The 16333-nt window shown below is 39.6% G+C and carries 18 protein-coding genes; 9 read left to right on the top strand and 9 right to left on the bottom strand.

The genetic code is table 11. The features are described 5' to 3' along the window. Window positions 1-155 precede the first annotated feature (155 nt). From serA to I6F10_RS13930, 4 genes are read right to left on the bottom strand one after another with little or no spacing between them, the layout of a single operon-like run. Window positions 156-1385 (bottom strand): phosphoglycerate dehydrogenase, encoded by a 1230-nt coding sequence (gene serA / locus I6F10_RS13945; protein WP_024595232.1) that lies wholly within the window; start codon window positions 1383-1385, stop codon window positions 156-158. 9 nt (window positions 1386-1394) lie between these two features. Continuing rightward, on the bottom strand, window positions 1395-2048 hold the full coding sequence (rpiA, locus tag I6F10_RS13940; protein WP_197099019.1) for a ribose-5-phosphate isomerase RpiA: 654 nt from the start codon (window positions 2046-2048) through the stop codon (window positions 1395-1397). A gap of 53 nt (window positions 2049-2101) precedes the next feature. Further along, window positions 2102-2698 (bottom strand): 5-formyltetrahydrofolate cyclo-ligase, encoded by a 597-nt coding sequence (locus I6F10_RS13935; protein WP_197099018.1) that lies wholly within the window; start codon window positions 2696-2698, stop codon window positions 2102-2104. Window positions 2699-2716: 18 nt separating this feature from the next. Next, window positions 2717-3265: a hypothetical protein gene (locus I6F10_RS13930; RefSeq protein ID WP_197099017.1), complete on the bottom strand. Its 549-nt coding sequence runs from the start codon at window positions 3263-3265 to the stop codon at window positions 2717-2719. Between the two features lie 293 nt (window positions 3266-3558). Here I6F10_RS13930 and I6F10_RS13925 point away from each other — a divergent pair, with 293 nt between their 5' ends. Beyond that, window positions 3559-5547: an LTA synthase family protein gene (locus I6F10_RS13925; RefSeq protein WP_197099016.1), complete on the top strand. Its 1989-nt coding sequence runs from the start codon at window positions 3559-3561 to the stop codon at window positions 5545-5547. Window positions 5548-5642: 95 nt separating this feature from the next. Here I6F10_RS13925 and metK read toward each other — a convergent pair whose 3' ends face one another. After that, entirely contained in the window at window positions 5643-6794 is a 1152-nt protein-coding gene (gene metK, locus I6F10_RS13920) for a methionine adenosyltransferase (protein ID WP_197099015.1), read from the bottom strand. Window positions 6795-7098: 304 nt separating this feature from the next. Here metK and tkt point away from each other — a divergent pair, with 304 nt between their 5' ends. The 7 genes from tkt (at window position 7099) to I6F10_RS13885 (ending at window position 12742) form a co-directional block, all read left to right on the top strand. Next, window positions 7099-9090 (top strand): transketolase, encoded by a 1992-nt coding sequence (tkt, locus tag I6F10_RS13915; protein ID WP_197099014.1) that lies wholly within the window; start codon window positions 7099-7101, stop codon window positions 9088-9090. 184 nt (window positions 9091-9274) lie between these two features. Continuing rightward, window positions 9275-9589, top strand: a complete 315-nt coding sequence (gene ppnP, locus I6F10_RS13910) for a pyrimidine/purine nucleoside phosphorylase (protein ID WP_002958974.1) — start codon at window positions 9275-9277, stop codon at window positions 9587-9589. A gap of 177 nt (window positions 9590-9766) precedes the next feature. After that, a complete protein-coding gene (gene hpf / locus I6F10_RS13905; protein ID WP_007376058.1) occupies window positions 9767-10123 on the top strand; it encodes a ribosome hibernation-promoting factor, HPF/YfiA family in 357 nt (118 codons plus the stop codon). Between the two features lie 201 nt (window positions 10124-10324). Next, entirely contained in the window at window positions 10325-11500 is a 1176-nt protein-coding gene (locus tag I6F10_RS13900) for an NRAMP family divalent metal transporter (protein ID WP_197099020.1), read from the top strand. A gap of 71 nt (window positions 11501-11571) precedes the next feature. Continuing rightward, entirely contained in the window at window positions 11572-12027 is a 456-nt protein-coding gene (locus I6F10_RS13895; protein WP_197099013.1) for a GNAT family N-acetyltransferase, read from the top strand. Window positions 12028-12091: 64 nt separating this feature from the next. Then, window positions 12092-12538, top strand: coding sequence for a DUF4160 domain-containing protein (locus I6F10_RS13890; protein ID WP_197099012.1), 447 nt, complete (start codon window positions 12092-12094; stop codon window positions 12536-12538). Between the two features lie 42 nt (window positions 12539-12580). Next, window positions 12581-12742: a hypothetical protein gene (locus I6F10_RS13885; protein ID WP_158000828.1), complete on the top strand. Its 162-nt coding sequence runs from the start codon at window positions 12581-12583 to the stop codon at window positions 12740-12742. Here the strand turns inward: I6F10_RS13885 and I6F10_RS13880 are convergent. From I6F10_RS13880 to I6F10_RS13865, 4 genes are all read right to left on the bottom strand, one after another. After that, on the bottom strand, window positions 12732-13136 hold the full coding sequence (locus tag I6F10_RS13880) for a hypothetical protein (RefSeq protein ID WP_197099011.1): 405 nt from the start codon (window positions 13134-13136) through the stop codon (window positions 12732-12734). The genes I6F10_RS13885 and I6F10_RS13880 overlap by 11 nt on opposite strands. Window position 13137: 1 nt before the next feature. Beyond that, window positions 13138-14325, bottom strand: a complete 1188-nt coding sequence (locus I6F10_RS13875; RefSeq protein ID WP_197099010.1) for a vWA domain-containing protein — start codon at window positions 14323-14325, stop codon at window positions 13138-13140. 266 nt (window positions 14326-14591) lie between these two features. Continuing rightward, the gene (locus I6F10_RS13870; protein ID WP_197099009.1) at window positions 14592-15437 is read right to left on the bottom strand and encodes an AAA family ATPase; all 846 of its coding nucleotides are present in this window, start codon (window positions 15435-15437) and stop codon (window positions 14592-14594) included. Window positions 15438-15489: 52 nt separating this feature from the next. Next, the gene (locus I6F10_RS13865) at window positions 15490-15729 is read right to left on the bottom strand and encodes a DUF1653 domain-containing protein (protein ID WP_039486721.1); all 240 of its coding nucleotides are present in this window, start codon (window positions 15727-15729) and stop codon (window positions 15490-15492) included. 60 nt (window positions 15730-15789) lie between these two features. Here I6F10_RS13865 and I6F10_RS13860 point away from each other — a divergent pair, with 60 nt between their 5' ends. Further along, window positions 15790-16269 (top strand): DUF2947 domain-containing protein, encoded by a 480-nt coding sequence (locus I6F10_RS13860; protein ID WP_024596335.1) that lies wholly within the window; start codon window positions 15790-15792, stop codon window positions 16267-16269. The last annotated feature ends 64 nt before the right edge of the window (window positions 16270-16333 follow it).

Below are 16333 nucleotides of genomic sequence, written 5' to 3'. Positions count from 1 at the left end.
GTCTTATTTAAGCTTCCAGCTAGACGAGAGGATAGAAGATATCCCCGATGGGTTAAGCCAAAACCATCTAAGTATCCCCATAAAAAGAAAAATGCCAGTCAGCTTAACTGACTGGCATTAGTCCATAAGGACCCTTTTTTAATATCAAAGAATGGTTAATGTAAGATACGTGCTCTAATTGTACCCTCAACAGCGCTTAGTTCTTTAAGTGCTACTTCAGATTGATCTGTATCAACATCAATAACTACATAACCAATAGATGCGTCTGTTTGTAGGTATTGCGCAGCAATATTAATACCGTGCTGTGCAAACGCTTGGTTAATTTGCGTTAGTACACCTGGGCGGTTGTGGTGTACGTGTAATAAACGGCTACGATTAGCAAGCTCAGGTAGCGATACTTCAGGGAAGTTAACCGCAGTAATAGTTGAGCCATTATCTGAGTATTTAGCCAATTTACCCGCTACTTCAATACCAATGTTTTCTTGCGCTTCTTGTGTAGAACCACCAATGTGCGGCGTTAAAATAACATTGTCGAATTGGCGCAGTGGCGATACAAATTCTTCATCGTTAGATTTTGGCTCAGTAGGGAACACATCAATTGCTGCACCACTTAGTTTTTTCTCTGTAAGCGCTTCTGCAAGGGCATCAATATCAACAACAGTTCCGCGTGATGCATTGATCAAAATAGACCCCTGCTTCATAACTGCAAGTTCTGCTGTACCAATAAGGTTTTTAGTTTGCGGTGTTTCTGGTACATGTAAGCTAATAATATCAGAGCGTTGTAACAGCTGAGTAAGGTTATGAACTTGTGTTGCATTACCCAGTGATAACTTGTCTTCGATATCGTAAAACTCCACGTTCATACCGATATTTTCAGCCATAATACCTAGCTGAGTACCAATGTGACCGTAGCCAATAATACCTAATGTTTTACCACGTGCTTCAAACGAACCATTTGCTGTTTTTAACCAGCCACCACGATGAGCCGCTGCGTTACGCTCTGGAATACCACGTAATAAAAGTAGTATTTCGCCAAGTACAAGTTCAGCAACTGAACGAGTATTAGAAAATGGAGCGTTAAATACAGCAATACCACGTTCGCGTGCTGCATCTAAGTCAACTTGGTTTGTACCAATACAAAAACAACCAATAGCAACTAGCTTTTCAGCTGAGTCTAATACGGCTTGGTTAATATGAGTACGAGAACGAAGTCCTACAAAGTGAACATCTTTAATGCGCTCTTTAAGCTCGTCCTCAGGTAAGGATGTTTTAACGTAGTCGATATTGCTGTAACCGTTACGTTTTAGCGTTTCAACTGCGCTTTGGTGAACACCTTCAAGCAAGAGAATTTTAATTTTGTCTTTTGCTAACGATACCTTACTCATAACCTCATCCTATTTTATTTGTGGCCCATTTTTGGTACCGATAATCACTTTATCAGCACCTCGCATCGCAAATAGGCCGTTGGTAACTACGCCAACAATTGAATTTATTTGTGTTTCAAGTTGTTTGGCATTGGTAATTTTTAAGTTAAATACATCTAATATAACGTTACCATTATCGGTAACTACGCCTTGGCGATAAACAGGGTCACCACCAAGTTTTAATAATTTTCGTGCAACGTAGCTGCGCGCCATTGGAATAACTTCTACCGGAAGCGGGAAGTCGCCCAATGTATCTACCAGCTTTGTGTCATCAACAATACACACAAACTGTTTTGCAACTGCTGCTACTATTTTTTCACGTGTTAGCGCTGCGCCGCCGCCTTTAATCATTTCGTTTTGAGCGTTAATTTCGTCAGCGCCGTCAACGTATACATCTAAAGCATCAACGTTATTAAGTTCGAACACTTCAATACCTAACGCTTCCAAACGTGCAGTTGACGCTTCTGAGCTTGATACAGCGCCTACAATAGTGTCCTTTACAGAGCCAAGGGCATCAATAAAGTGATTAACAGTAGAGCCTGTACCGACACCTACAATGGTGTTTTCTTTTACAAACTCGAGTGCTGCCCAGGCAGCTGCTTTTTTTAATTCGTCTTGTGTCATTGCTATGTGCTCATGTATGTCAGAAATATGCGGTTAGTAACCAAAATTAAATGTTACCAACAGTATGTTTTATCTGGGGTGATAATGGTTTTAAGTGGTACGTCCCACGACTCGATTGGTAGAACATCAACTTTTTGGCATTCATGTGCAAGGCCAATTAGTTGTGGTTTTTGCCAATTTTGTTCATGTAAACGCGCCAATGTCCGGTCGTAAAACCCACCTCCCATTCCTAGGCGATTACCTTGTTTATCAAATGCAACTAACGGCATAAGGATGTAATCAAGCGCTGGTAATGGGCATATTTGAGAGCAGTTCAGCTTAGGCTCCAAGATACCATAGCGATTTGCCCTCATGGGTGAGTTTTTCTCATAGCGCTGAAATAGTAAATTAGCGCCATTAAATGGGTGTATTATAGGTAGATAAACAACATGGTTTAAGTTCCATAATTCTTTAATTAACAATGAAGTGTCTAGTTCTCCGTCGTTACTTAAATAAATGGCAATATGCTTAGGACTCGTTGTTTTTTCGCTTTTTAAGTGTTGAATAAAATTCATTTTTAGCGATTGCGCAGCAATTATTTGCTGATTATTTGACAAGTTTTTACGGGTGTTACGAATTTCAGCTCTTATTTGTGCGCGTTTATTGCTCATTAAACTAATTAGCCATTCTTAAAAAGAGAATAAATCGGGAAAAATTAAAAAAACAGCCAGTACGACTAGCAAAATTGTGGCAGTTGCAATCAATGAATATAAAAGTAAGTTACTGCGTTTTTTAGGAGGTGCTAAATCCTCATCTAGCATTAGGTCGTCATTTTGCCATTCGTCTACACTTTCGTCTGGTGTTTTTAATTGAGCTTCAGGAAGGCGTTGCTCTAGCTCATCTAGCTTTTCTTCAAGACGTATTAAGCTGCTAGTGATGTAATCTAGAGCATCAAAAATACGTTCATCACGTTGGTTGTTATTTGCAGCTGCGGAGGAGCTATTTTGAATGGTGTTTGAAACAGCTTGCAGCTTACTTTTAATACCTAAGCTTGCTAATAACTTACTCTGTTTTAACGCTTTGTCTTTATCGCTTGGCGCAAATAGCGGCTTACCTTTAAAAAAAAGAGCTACTTTTTCATCTGACGTTTTTAATTTTGCAGCTAAGTTTGCGCACGCTGTTTTTATGTCAACGTTATCGGCAAGTCCTGCAAATATAACGCGAAAGTTATCGGCCATTTAACTATCCCTAAAGCTTTATAATGAAGCGAGTATAAACCGAACCCCTTTATAAATGTATCTCTATGTAAAATAAAATTGTTAAACGTATCTATTTCCCAAAAGATGACTTACAAAAAAAGTTGATTAGTATTTCAATAGAATATTCCATTACTTGCAATTAAATGTGAATAGAATATTTTATATGTAAAATTTATTCTTTAATTACAAGTAGTTACAGCTATTTCCTTGTTGAAATAGCTTAAACAAGTAAAATTGTTTTCCTAGGGGTATAATATATTAGGTACAGGATTTTGCTAAACACACACACACTTCCATCTAGTCGCTGGCTAGAATTTGTAAAAGAAAGCGGACGTATCGCCACTCTTTGGTTTGCTGGTGTACTACTTTTTATGGGCTTTCGGATTTTCTTTTTAATTCACTTTAGTGATCGTATAACTTCCGAACTAGATATTGATTCAATAATCGCGACATTAAAAGCGGGTCTAGCATTTGATTCTGCCGCGACGGGAGTCTGTTTTAGTATTGTTTTTATTTTAAACTGTATTTTACAGCCTCTGCGTTTAGGACAATGGGTTAGAAAAGCACGTATATATACAAGTCTAATATTCTTCATTACGTCAACAATACTATGTATAACGAGTATTACTTACATTGCTGAATATGGAAGCCAGTTTAACTTTTTTATGTTCGAAGGGCTAAATGACGATCAACAGGCAATTGCATTAACTGTAATCGAGCAATATAAACCGTGGGGTAGCCTACTTAGTTTAGTTATTTTATTAGCGATAGCATTTAAAATAAATAAACTAGTTGATAGGAAAAGCTATAGTGCTATCAACCATCTTTTCACGACTAATATATTAAAGCGTACGATTTTAGTTGCATTGATTATTGTTTTATTTGTTTGTGCAATAAGAGGATCATTTGAAACTCGTCCTGCTTCTCGAAAATGGTCAGCAGTAACGACAGATGCTTTTGTAAATAATCTTGTAATAAATCCGTTTCGAAGCTTTATATATGCCATTAAAGATTATAATGATTTACAAAGTTTTGGTTTAAATGGTCACAATCCTTACTTACAAAAAAATGCACCTGACATAGATAACCCTTTAACGACGCTTGAGAAAAAAACCAGTGCGCCAATGTTAGCGGCACCTTCACAAGTGTTTTTTATTGTTATGGAAAGTTATGATGCTTGGCCGTTACAGCAAAAATATACATCGCTCAATTTAACTAATGAACTACGTAATTTAGCTAGTAAAGGTATATATTTAAATAATGTGTTACCTGCAGCAAGCAGTACTATGAATTCGCTATCTAGCCTTATGTCTGGTATAGCGTTTTCGGGCGTTAATATGAGCCGTATTGGACCACAAAAACCAGCGAGTAAGTTATCAATATTTAATCAACTTGAGCAACTAGGTTATCAAAGTCGATTTTATTATGGCGGCTTGCTGTCATGGCAAAATATAGGCGAATATGTGCTTTCACAAGGAGCTGATAAAGTATTTTCGGCTGCAGACACTGGAGGTAAAGGAAGTGCTGGTGTGTGGGGAATTGATGATGGTCAGTTATTTGATTTAGTCGATACTAAAACAGATGAAAAAAGTTTTAACTTAATCATGAGTGGGAGTTACCACGGACCATTTAACTTAGATTTAGATAAGTATGGGTATCCTTTAAAATCAGTTGCTGACTATCCAAAGGAAATTCAAGCTTTAGATGATGACTTATTAGACCCTTACGTATTAGGGCATTTATGGTATGCCGATAAAATGCTTGGTCAATTTGTTCGTAAAATGGAGCAGCACTACCCAGATGCATTATTTGTAATTACAGGTGATCACTATAGTCGCCGTTATTTACATCATCGCCCAGATCTATATGAACTAACACATGTACCGCTTGTTATTTATGGTAAAGGTGTAAATCCAAACTGGGTATCTAGCGATCAATTAGCGAGCCATATGGATATTGCACCTACATTATTAAACTTAATAGCACCGCAAAATACGACATTTTATAGCATGGGCCAGTCACTATTAAATCAACCTAAAGATCGTACTGTATTTGGTTTTCAAACTGTGCGTAAACCAGAACAGCTTTGGCGTGGTGATTTTTCGTCAATGTATGAGTATCAAAAAGTTGAACCAGAGGATCGGATTAACTTAGTACCACTTAAGCCGCAGCCTTTTGAACCAATTGATGTAGCAACAGAGCAAGCTTATAATAAGTATATGGCTACAGCGTGGCAGTTACTTACTAAAGGAATGGATTAATAGATTTAAAAGTAGCTTTTAAAGCTGCTTTTACTCAATTAGTTTACATATAAAAAAAGCGCCAATTGGCGCTTTTTTTATATTTACTTAGCCAATCAAAGGCCAGCAGCTGCACGAAGTGCATCAGCTTTATCTGTACGTTCCCAAGGGAATTCGTCGCGACCAAAGTGGCCGTAAGCCGCTGTAGGAAGGTAGATAGGGCGCTCTAAATCAAGCATTTGAATTAAGCCGTAAGGGCGCAGGTCAAAGTGTTCACGAATAAGCTCGATTAAACGGCTTTCTTCTAACTTGCTTGTACCAAACGTTTCAACGCTGATAGATGTAGGCTCTGCAACACCGATTGCGTAAGAAACTTGTAATTCACATTTATCAGCAAGGCCAGCCGCAACTACGTTTTTAGCAACGTAACGTGCAGCGTATGCAGCTGAGCGGTCAACTTTTGATGGATCTTTACCAGAGAAAGCACCACCACCGTGACGAGCCATACCACCGTATGTATCAACGATGATTTTACGACCTGTTAAACCACAATCGCCCATTGGTCCGCCAATTACAAAGCGACCTGTTGGGTTAATGAAAAATTTAGTCGCGTTTGTAATAAGCTCTGCAGGAAGTACCGGCTTGATGATAGTTTCCATCACCGCTTCTACTAAATCTTTTTGTGAAATGTCTTCGCTGTGCTGAGTAGATAGTACTACTGCATCAATACCTACTGGCTTACCATTTTCGTATGCAAAAGTAACTTGAGATTTTGCATCTGGACGTAACCAGTTAAGCTCGCCGCTTTTACGTACTTGCGCTTGGCGCTGTACTAAACGGTGTGAGTAAGTAATTGGCGCAGGCATTAGCACTTCTGTTTCGTTACATGCGTAACCAAACATAAGACCTTGGTCGCCAGCACCTTGTTCTTCTGGGCTAGTACGGTCAACACCTTGGTTAATGTCAGGAGACTGTTTACCAATAGTGTTTAAAATTGCACATGAATCAGCATCGAAACCCATGTCTGAATGCGTGTAGCCAATTTCACGTACTGTTTTACGTGTAATTTCTTCAATATCAACCCATGCGCTAGTAGTGATTTCACCACCAACCATAACCATACCTGTTTTTACGTAAGTTTCGCACGCAACACGGGCATGAGAATCTTGCTCTAGGATAGCATCAAGTACCGCATCAGAGATTTGATCGGCGATTTTATCCGGATGACCTTCAGAAACTGATTCAGAAGTAAATAAATGTTTTGCCATTGTATTTCTGCTCACAAATATTGCGCTTCACAAACGTCGGTATTAGCGCTAAAAAATTAAGGGGCGTATTTTATCGAAAACAAAACACCTTGCATAGTGTTTTTACGCCTAGACGTCTAAATAAAATTACTAATAACTTTTTGGTCTTAAAAAATATTCATAATGCCTCACTTTTATAGGGTTTTTAATTGCACACAGCCCCCACAATAAGTAAGAATGGTCTATATAAACAAACCCAAGTTACTTGGGTGCATAAACAAACACATAAATACCCGCGCAAATACACATAAAGGTAGGAGAATTCATGCCATCTCGCAAAGAACTTGCAAATGCTATTCGCGTCTTGTCAATGGACGCAGTACAAAAGGCCAAATCTGGTCACCCTGGAGCCCCTATGGGCATGGCTGATATCGCAGAAGTATTATGGCGCGATTATCTAAAACACAACCCAACAAATCCAGAGTGGGCTGACCGTGACAGATTTATTCTTTCAAACGGCCACGGTTCAATGCTTATCTATTCTCTATTGCACCTAAGTGGTTACGACTTACCACTGGACGAAATTAAAAACTTCCGTCAAATGCATTCTAAAACACCAGGTCACCCTGAATATGGCTATGCACCAGGAATCGAAACTACTACGGGTCCATTAGGTCAAGGGATCACAAATGCCGTAGGTATGGCAATTGCTGAAAAAGCGCTAGCTGCACAGTTTAACCGCGAAGGTCACGATATTGTTGATCACTTTACCTATGCATTTATGGGCGATGGCTGCCTTATGGAAGGTATTTCTCATGAAGCTGGTTCACTTGCAGGCACATTAGGTCTGGGTAAACTTGTTGCATTTTGGGATGACAACGGCATTTCAATCGATGGTGAAGTAGAAGGTTGGTTTACAGATGACACGCCAGCTCGCTTTAAAGCATACGGTTGGCATGTAATTAGTGGTGTTGATGGTCACGACAGCGATGCTATAAGTGCTGCAATTGCAGAAGCTAAAAGCGTTACCGATAAACCATCACTAATTTGTTGTAAAACAATTATTGGTTACGGCTCACCTAATAAATCTGGTAGCCACGATTGTCACGGTGCACCACTAGGTGATGAAGAAATTAAAGCGTCTCGCGAATTTTTAGGTTGGACTGGCGATGCGTTCGAAATTCCTGATGATATTTACGCACAATGGGATAGCAAAGAAAAAGGTCAGCAGCTTGAATCAAGCTGGGACGAAAAATTTGCAGCATACGCAAAAGCATACCCAGAGCTTGCAGCTGAATATAAGCGTCGTATTAATAACGAACTGCCTGGCGATTGGGCTGAAAAATCTCAAGCGTACATTGAGCAATTACAAGCAAACCCAGCAAACCCAGCGTCTCGTAAAGCATCACAAAATGCATTAAACGCATTTGGTCCGTTATTACCAGAATTTATGGGTGGCTCAGCCGATTTAGCAGGCTCAAACTTAACAATTTGGGATGGCTCTAAAGGTTTAACACACGACGATGCAAGCGGTAACTACATTTACTACGGTGTACGTGAGTTTGGTATGTCGGCAATTATGAATGGTATTGCCCTTCATAAAGGCTTTATTCCTTACGGTGCTACGTTCTTAATGTTTGTTGAATATGCAAAAAATGCCGTACGTATGGCTGCATTAATGAAGCAACCAAGCATTTTTGTATACACGCACGATTCAATCGGTTTAGGTGAAGATGGTCCAACTCACCAACCAGTAGAGCAAATTGCAAGCATGCGTTTAACGCCTAACTTATACAACTGGCGCCCATGTGACCAAGTTGAGTCGGCAATTGCATGGCAACAAGCTATTGAGCGTAAAGACGGTCCTACATCGTTAATCTTTACTCGCCAAGGTCTTGAGCAACAAGCGCGTGACGCACAGCAATTAAGCGATGTTAAAAAGGGTGGTTACATCCTTAGCTGTGACGGCAATCCTGAAATTATTTTAATTGCGACGGGCTCTGAAGTGCAACTAGCACAAGATTCAGCAACTGAGCTACGCAGCCAAGGTAAAAAGGTACGTGTTGTATCTATGCCATGTACTGATGCCTTCGAAGATCAAAGCGCAGAGTACAAAGAAAGCGTATTACCGGCATCTGTTACACGCCGCGTAGCAGTAGAAGCAGGTATTGCTGACTACTGGTACAAGTACGTAGGTCTAAATGGCGCAGTAGTAGGTATGACTACCTTTGGTGAGTCAGCACCTGCTGGTGAGCTGTTTGAGCACTTTGGTTTTACAGTGGCAAACATTGTAAGCAAAGCAAACGAGCTTTTTTAATCGCTTTGATTAAATAAAGTAAGTAATTGAAAAACCCGCACATGCTGCGGGTTTTTTTATGCCCTTACATGAAGCAACTTCACCTTGAACAATGCTGCTTTCCTTGCAAGAAAGTAAGCTATCAGGCAAGGTAGTGCGATAAAATTTATAAATAAAAATCTTAAATTAATAGCAGGAGCTAAAAATGCCAAAGTTCGATAACGTGAGTGTAGTAAAAAAAGCCAATGTATATTTTGACGGAAAAGTGTCGAGCCGTACCGTTATTTTAGGTGATGGCGAAGCGAAAACGTTAGGCTTTATGCAACCTGGTGAGTTTGTTTTTGATACAAACCAAAAAGAGTGCATGGAGCTTTTAGCTGGCCAATGGGATATTTTATTACCAGGGGCAAGTGAGTGGAAAACATTTAACGCGGGTGAATCGTTTAATGTTGATGCAAATGTAAGCTTTAAAGTAAAAGTATCTGATTTTGCTGACTACTGTTGTTCGTACACAGATTAATCAATACAGCTAGACGTCTGAAAGCCCATGTACTATGGGCTTTGCATAAACTTTGCACAACGCATGATTTAAATCACCAAAAACCGCAAATAAACCTCAAATATCTCTCTTTTTTCCTTGTGTTAATCTAAATAGCCCCCAATACTATTTATGAGGTAACAAATAAAAGGATACCCTATGAAAATTAATCTTTCTGGTCACCATGTTGAAGTTACTGACTCTATTAGAGAGCACATCAACGAAAAATTTTCAAAAATCGAGAGCCACTTTCCATCGCTTATTGCACTCGATATTATTTTGTCTAAAGAGCATCATAAAATCCAAGCTGAAATTAGCACTAATTACGAAGGCACGCGCATATCGGTAAAAGGGGAAAACGAAGTTATGTACCCTGCCATTGCAAGCGCAGCTAAAAAACTCGATGCAGCACTAAAACATCGAAAAGGGCAGATAAAAGCAAACTTACACGAAAAGCCTGTTAGCACTACACCTGAAATCGCACACGAGATCATCCAAGAGATGGATCTTAAATAAAATTTAGTTCCAAAGTATTGTAAAAAAGAGCCGTATGGCTCTTTTTTATTGCCTGTAATTTAGGTAAGTTATGCGTTCTTGCAGTTTATTAATTAAAAAATTAATAAAAAGAACACACAACACACATATTTTGAGAAATTAATGCACACAACAAAAGCAGTATGGAAGTCTCGACTAGGTGCGCTTGGACCTGGAATACTCATGGCAACAGCCGCTATTGGCGGTTCTCACTTAGTTGCCTCTACGCAGGCTGGAGCAATATTTGGCTGGCAACTATTTTGGCTAATCCTCGTTGTTAATGTTTTAAAGTACCCATTTTTTCGCTTTGGTATGGAATACACACTCGCCACTAAAAATAGCCTAGTGGAGGGCTATAAAAGTAAAGGCCCGTTTTATTTTTACAGTTTTATCGGTTTAAACATTGTAGCCGCCGTAGTGAATACCGCCGGCGTATTACTGCTTACCGCAAGCTTACTGCATTACGCCTTACCCGTGGTTATTGAAGTAACCTTTCTTTGTTGGATGCTGCTGGGTGTATGTTTAGTTATATTGCTACTTGGACACTTTAAAGCGCTAGATAACGTTGCCAAAGGCATTATGGGGCTGCTTACGCTCGCTACTTTGATTGCCCTTGCCATTGCATTTAGTAACGGCCCAATGGCACCTGCTGACTATGTTGGTCCATCACCATATGAGCTTGCTATGCTGAGCTTCATGGTTGCGTTAATGGGTTGGATGCCAGCCCCTATCGAAATATCTGCATTAAGTTCTTTATGGCTAAAAGAAAAACAAGCCCAGCAAACAGTTTCTAAAAGCCAAGGCTTGTTCGATTTTAACGTAGGTTACTGGCTTACAGCTGGCTTAGCCTTGGTATTTTTTAGTTTAGGTGTATTAGTGCAGTACGGGCAAACCAGTAGTATTGAACTCGGCGGTGTCGCGTTTGCCAAGCAGCTTATTGATATGTACGCATTAACAATAGGCGAATGGGCAAGGCCGCTTGTATCAGCCATTGCGTTTTTGTGTATGTTTGGTACCACACTTACTGTACTTGATGGCTACGCCCGCACGCTTAACGAGTCTCATAAACTACTTGGCTTTGGGCAATCAAAACACAGCTTAAATATTTGGTTAATACTACAAGCACTTGCCGGTATGGCCGTTATTTTATTTTTTAAATCAGCCCTTGGCCCCATGCTTACTTTTGCCATGACGCTTTCATTTGTCACAACGCCTGTATTTGCATGGCTTAACTTTAGTCTTGTGCGCTCAGAGCCAGCTATAAAGCACAGCGTGCTATTACGCAGCTTAACGTGGTTAGGACTAGTGTATTTAGTAGGTTTTGCTGTTGCGTTTGTAGTATGGAAACTAGCAGCCTAAATAGAGCCACTTACTTTAGGGTTTTAATTAAAGCCCTAAAGCATTAAATTCTAGGATTAAACGAGGTATAAATGGATATTAGAATAGGTGAGCTTTCAAACCCACATGTTATAAAGTTACTACAAGCGCATCATAACGATATGTTAAAACACTCACCCGTTGAGAGCGTACATGCACTTGATGTGAGCAAACTCACTCAGCCCGATATAACTTTTTATAGCTTATGGATTGATAATAATTTAGCGGGTGTTGGCGCTTTAAAAACGCTAAATACAACGCATGGCGAAATTAAATCAATGCGCACATCAAGCAGCTATTTACGCCAAGGCACAGCCGCTAAGTTACTCACGCATATTATTGAGCAAGCAATTTTGCGAGGTTACAAAAAGTTAAGTTTAGAGACCGGCACGGCAAAGGCATTTTTACCCGCACAAAAGCTTTACACTCAATTTAGTTTTAAAGAGTGCGAACCCTTTGGTGATTATGAGGTAGATCCGTACAGCTTGTTTATGAGTAAAGGGCTTTGAATAATAAGAAATATAATTAGTCTTCGTTTAGAGCCTTAAATTAAATTTTAACACAGGAATATTTATGTCATTTAAAGGAACTAAGTGGTTCTATGAGGATTCGCCTGAACAGTTTGGGTCGTTAGATGAGCTAACCGAGCACCTTCATTCTTTGTTGTCTTCACAGACTCTAGTTAGTGATGATATAGATCCCGATGGACCTGTTTTAACTGAAATAAAGCAATTAGTTAAAAGGGTTGATGGTCTTAAAATAGAGATTTATTCTAACGAACACCCTCCACCACATTTTCACGTTATTACCTCAGACTCGAAAGCTTCTTTTAGGCTTGATAATTGTGAATTAATTGAGGGTAGCTTAGCAAGCAAACAAAAAAGAAAAGTTGAATATTGGTTTAATGAAATGAACGCAAAGAAGGCATTGATTTCAGTTTGGAACAATACAAGGCCTGCAAACTGTACAGTAGGGAAGTATTATGAAATTGGTAACGATAAGTATATCGACGTTTTATAGGTATGTAGGCGTTACTTAATTTAAATAAAATGGAAATTAATAATGAATCCATTAAAAAGACCGAAAGCAAATTTTAAAAGGAAAGTTGCAAAAGCAACAGGTATTCCAACATCAAGAACAGGTCGAGCACGTAAAGTTGATAGAATAAAGGGTTATATATTAATTGGAATAATAGTTCTTTTAATGTACATATTTAATAATTGACGCAGTTTGGTAATTTATAAAATCCAACATTTTTTGATTGCTTACTCATGAAATCAATAGCATATTTCATCTCTGCAATTGTTCTTACTGTAGAAAGTTTATCTTTAAAACATGCTGAGAATTCGTATGTGAAAGATGTTGACTGATCATAACCTCCCAGCTCTAAAAGGTTATATTCAGTAAAGGGATCTGGTCCTAAAATTTGATGAGAGGTAATAAAAGGCACCCCAGAGTCTTGTGATTTCCAATCATTCAAACATTTAGCCTCAACATTGCTTGCTAATAAATAAATGCTTTCATTTTTTTTAGAGTCACTTATAAAGATAGTAATAAAAACCATATTTATTATAAGTGATGCAAACAAAACTAATTTTAATCTATTTCTATTATTCACTTTAACTCAGCTCTTTTATCGCTCTACTTATTCCATCTAAACTCAGCGCATACATGCGGTTGTTCATTAACTCTTTTATAAAGCCAATTGATTGATAGTACGGCCAGTGTTCAACCGGTTGTGGGTTGAGCCACGCGACTTTATCAAAGTGGTTGGTGATCCGTGCCAACCATGCGCTGCCGGGCTCTTCGTTGTAGTGTTCTACGGAGCCGCCAGGGTAGGCTATTTCGTAAGGGCCCATAGTGGCATCGCCGACAAATATTACTTTATAGTCGCTGGTAAATTTATTAATCAGCGTTATGGTGTCGACTACGTTTGAGTGGCGGCGTGCGTTATCTTGCCATACATGCTCGTATAAACAGTTGTGAAAGTAGTAAAACTCTAGGTGTTTAAATTCGCTGTGGGCGGCGCTAAATAGCTCTTCGCAGGTATGGATGTAGTCATCCATTGAGCCGCCAATATCAAACAGCATGAGTACTTTTACGGCATTGTGGCGTTCGGGTGCCATTTTTACATCAAGCATGCCGCCTTGTTTTGCAGTAGCGCGAATAGTCTCGTTTAAATCTAGCGTGTCGCTTGCGCCAGTGCGGGCAAACTTTCGTAACTTTTTAAGGGCGAGTTTAACTGTGCGCGAACTAATTTCTCTGTCGGTGTCGAGGTTTTTGTATTCTCGTTTATCCCACACTTTTACTGCTTGGCGGTTACGGTTGCCGTCTTGCCCTATACGCACACCTTCTGGGTTATAGCCGTATGCACCAAAAGGCGATGTACCGCCAGTACCTACCCATTTATTACCGCCAGCGTGGCGTTTTTGTTGCTCTTCTAAACGCTCTTTTAGGGTTTTCATAAGCTCGTCGAGCCCGCCCATGGCTTTAAGTTGGGCTTTTTCTTCATCGCTTAGGTTTTTTTCAAACTCTTTACGTAGCCAGTCTTCAGGCAAGTTGTGTTGCTGCTTTAAGCTCTCGAGCAAATCAAGATCGGCAATACCGCTAAAGTAGTCGCTAAAGGCTTTGTCGAATCGATCAAAATGCGTTTCGTCTTTTACCATTATGGTGCGAGCTAAATAGTAAAAGGCGTCTACGTCGGCAAATATAACGCCTTTTTTTAAGGCGTTAATTAAATCGAGCAGTTCGCGCAGGCTTACCGGTAGGCGGTATTCACGCAGTTTGAAGAAGAACGCAATCAACATATAAGGGCCTGTTTATCTTTCGAGGTTAAATTTGCAGCAGTGAGTTTGGTATTTAGGTAAGGCAGAGCCTATGTAGTGTGGTTATTCCCCATAAATAGGCGATAACACAGCATAAATACCAAACACGCGCTGCCTGAAGGTTCGTCCTAGGGACGATTAACTCTTTGTTGCTCGGCTTTTACTTAGCCCACTAGGTTACAAACCTCGCGCCACGATAAAATCGTCCCTAGTTAGAACAAATTTTAATCCTGAAAGGTCAACAGGCCCTAGCGGCTCATAAACGCAAGCTTTTCGATTAGGCTTATGTCTTGCTCATTTTTAAGTAATGCGCCAAACATTGGCATTAAAGCGCCTTTTTTAGCTTTGTCGTGCAGTGTTTTAGCGTCTATGTCTTCAGCCATTAAAAGCTTTAACCAGTCGAGTAATTCGCTGGTGGATGGCTTCTTTTTAAGGCCGCTTGCTTCGCGCAGGTTAAAAAACACTTCAAGTGCTTGGCGTACTAAATCTTGTTTAACGTTAGGGTAGTGCACGTCAATAATTTGCTGCATTTCGTCGCTGCTAGGAAAATCAATATAATGAAAAAAGCAGCGACGTAAAAATGCGTCCGGCAATTCTTTTTCGTTATTAGATGTGATGATTACAATAGGGCGCTCTTTAGCGACAATACGCTCGTTAGTCTCATAAACATGAAACTCCATTTTATCAAGCTCAAGTAGTAAGTCGTTTGGGAACTCTATGTCGGCTTTGTCTATTTCATCAATCAAAAGCACTGGGCGTTTACCGTTGAGCTCTGCATATGTAAATGCCTGCCAAAGCTTACCTTTAACGATGTAGTTGCCAATATTGTGTACACGCTCGTCACCTAATTGACTGTCGCGCAGGCGCGAAACCGCGTCGTACTCGTATAAGCCTTGCTGCGCTTTAGTAGTCGATTTTATATGCCACTGAATAAGTGTGGTATCTAAACTTTTAGCTAACTCCTCAGCCAGCATGGTTTTACCTGTACCTGGTTCGCCTTTAATTAAAAGTGGTTTTTCGAGCATTATGGCAGCATTTACAGCTTGTTTAAGCGCGCTACTCGCTATGTAATTGTCAGTTGAATTAAATTGCACGGTGTACCCTTGTCTGGTCTGAGGAGTAAGTTATTTTGTTATAATGCCATAGTTAAGCAGCAGGTCCAATATAAGCAAAACGCTGTATGACCTCACCTTCTTTTTCAACAGTTTCTAAAAACATACTAAGTGGGCGCGCCCATATACCAAATTCACCATAAAGTGCTTGGTAAATCACAAGCTGTTCCTCGGTTTCGCTATGGGTGGCAACATGAATAACTTTATATTGCGGGCCTTTGTAGTGTTGGTATATGCCTGGTTTTAGGGAAAGTGGTTTTATTGCTGTAGTCATGTTTTGATCTCTTGTATAATTTGGCTTTGCACTTTTAATGTTAACTAATTTGCCAATACTATGAACTATATTTCTTTAGATGATTACAAAAAGGCGTGGGTTTTTCGCCACAAAGATTTACCTGTATCTGATGAAGACGCAGCAAAAATAAAGCCTATGAGCGACGAGCGCGCAGCAGTACTTTGGACAACCATGGTGAGCCGTGAGTTTGATCACCCTGATTTTTTTGAAGACACCGATTGGTGTGGTCAAGAAAAAAGCTTTAGCCAAGAAGTAGATTGGCAAGATGCGTGGGAAAATGGTGATGCGCAACCACCAGAAGCAATCTTAACGTTTTTAGATTGGGAAGCTAACACCACGGTTTATTTTTGTATGGCACGCGATAATATTATCGAAACGACGTTTGATGTATTTAAACGCAATTGGCAAAACTTTATGTTTTTAGCTGATGGCAGTTTATTGATTGGTAAAAAGCGTAATACGGTTGTGCAATTTTTAGAATCAGGTAAAGCAAAATTAGGTGAAAAGCCAAGCGCTTAAAATAGTGCGCTGCGCTTAAAAAATATTCAATACTGTGTTATAAAACATTTACCTGAATATTTTT

The organism is Pseudoalteromonas sp. SWYJZ98, assembly GCF_015864495.1.
Lineage (GTDB): Bacteria > Pseudomonadota > Gammaproteobacteria > Enterobacterales > Alteromonadaceae > Pseudoalteromonas > Pseudoalteromonas distincta.
This window is presented reverse-complemented; position numbering and strand designations above follow the sequence as displayed.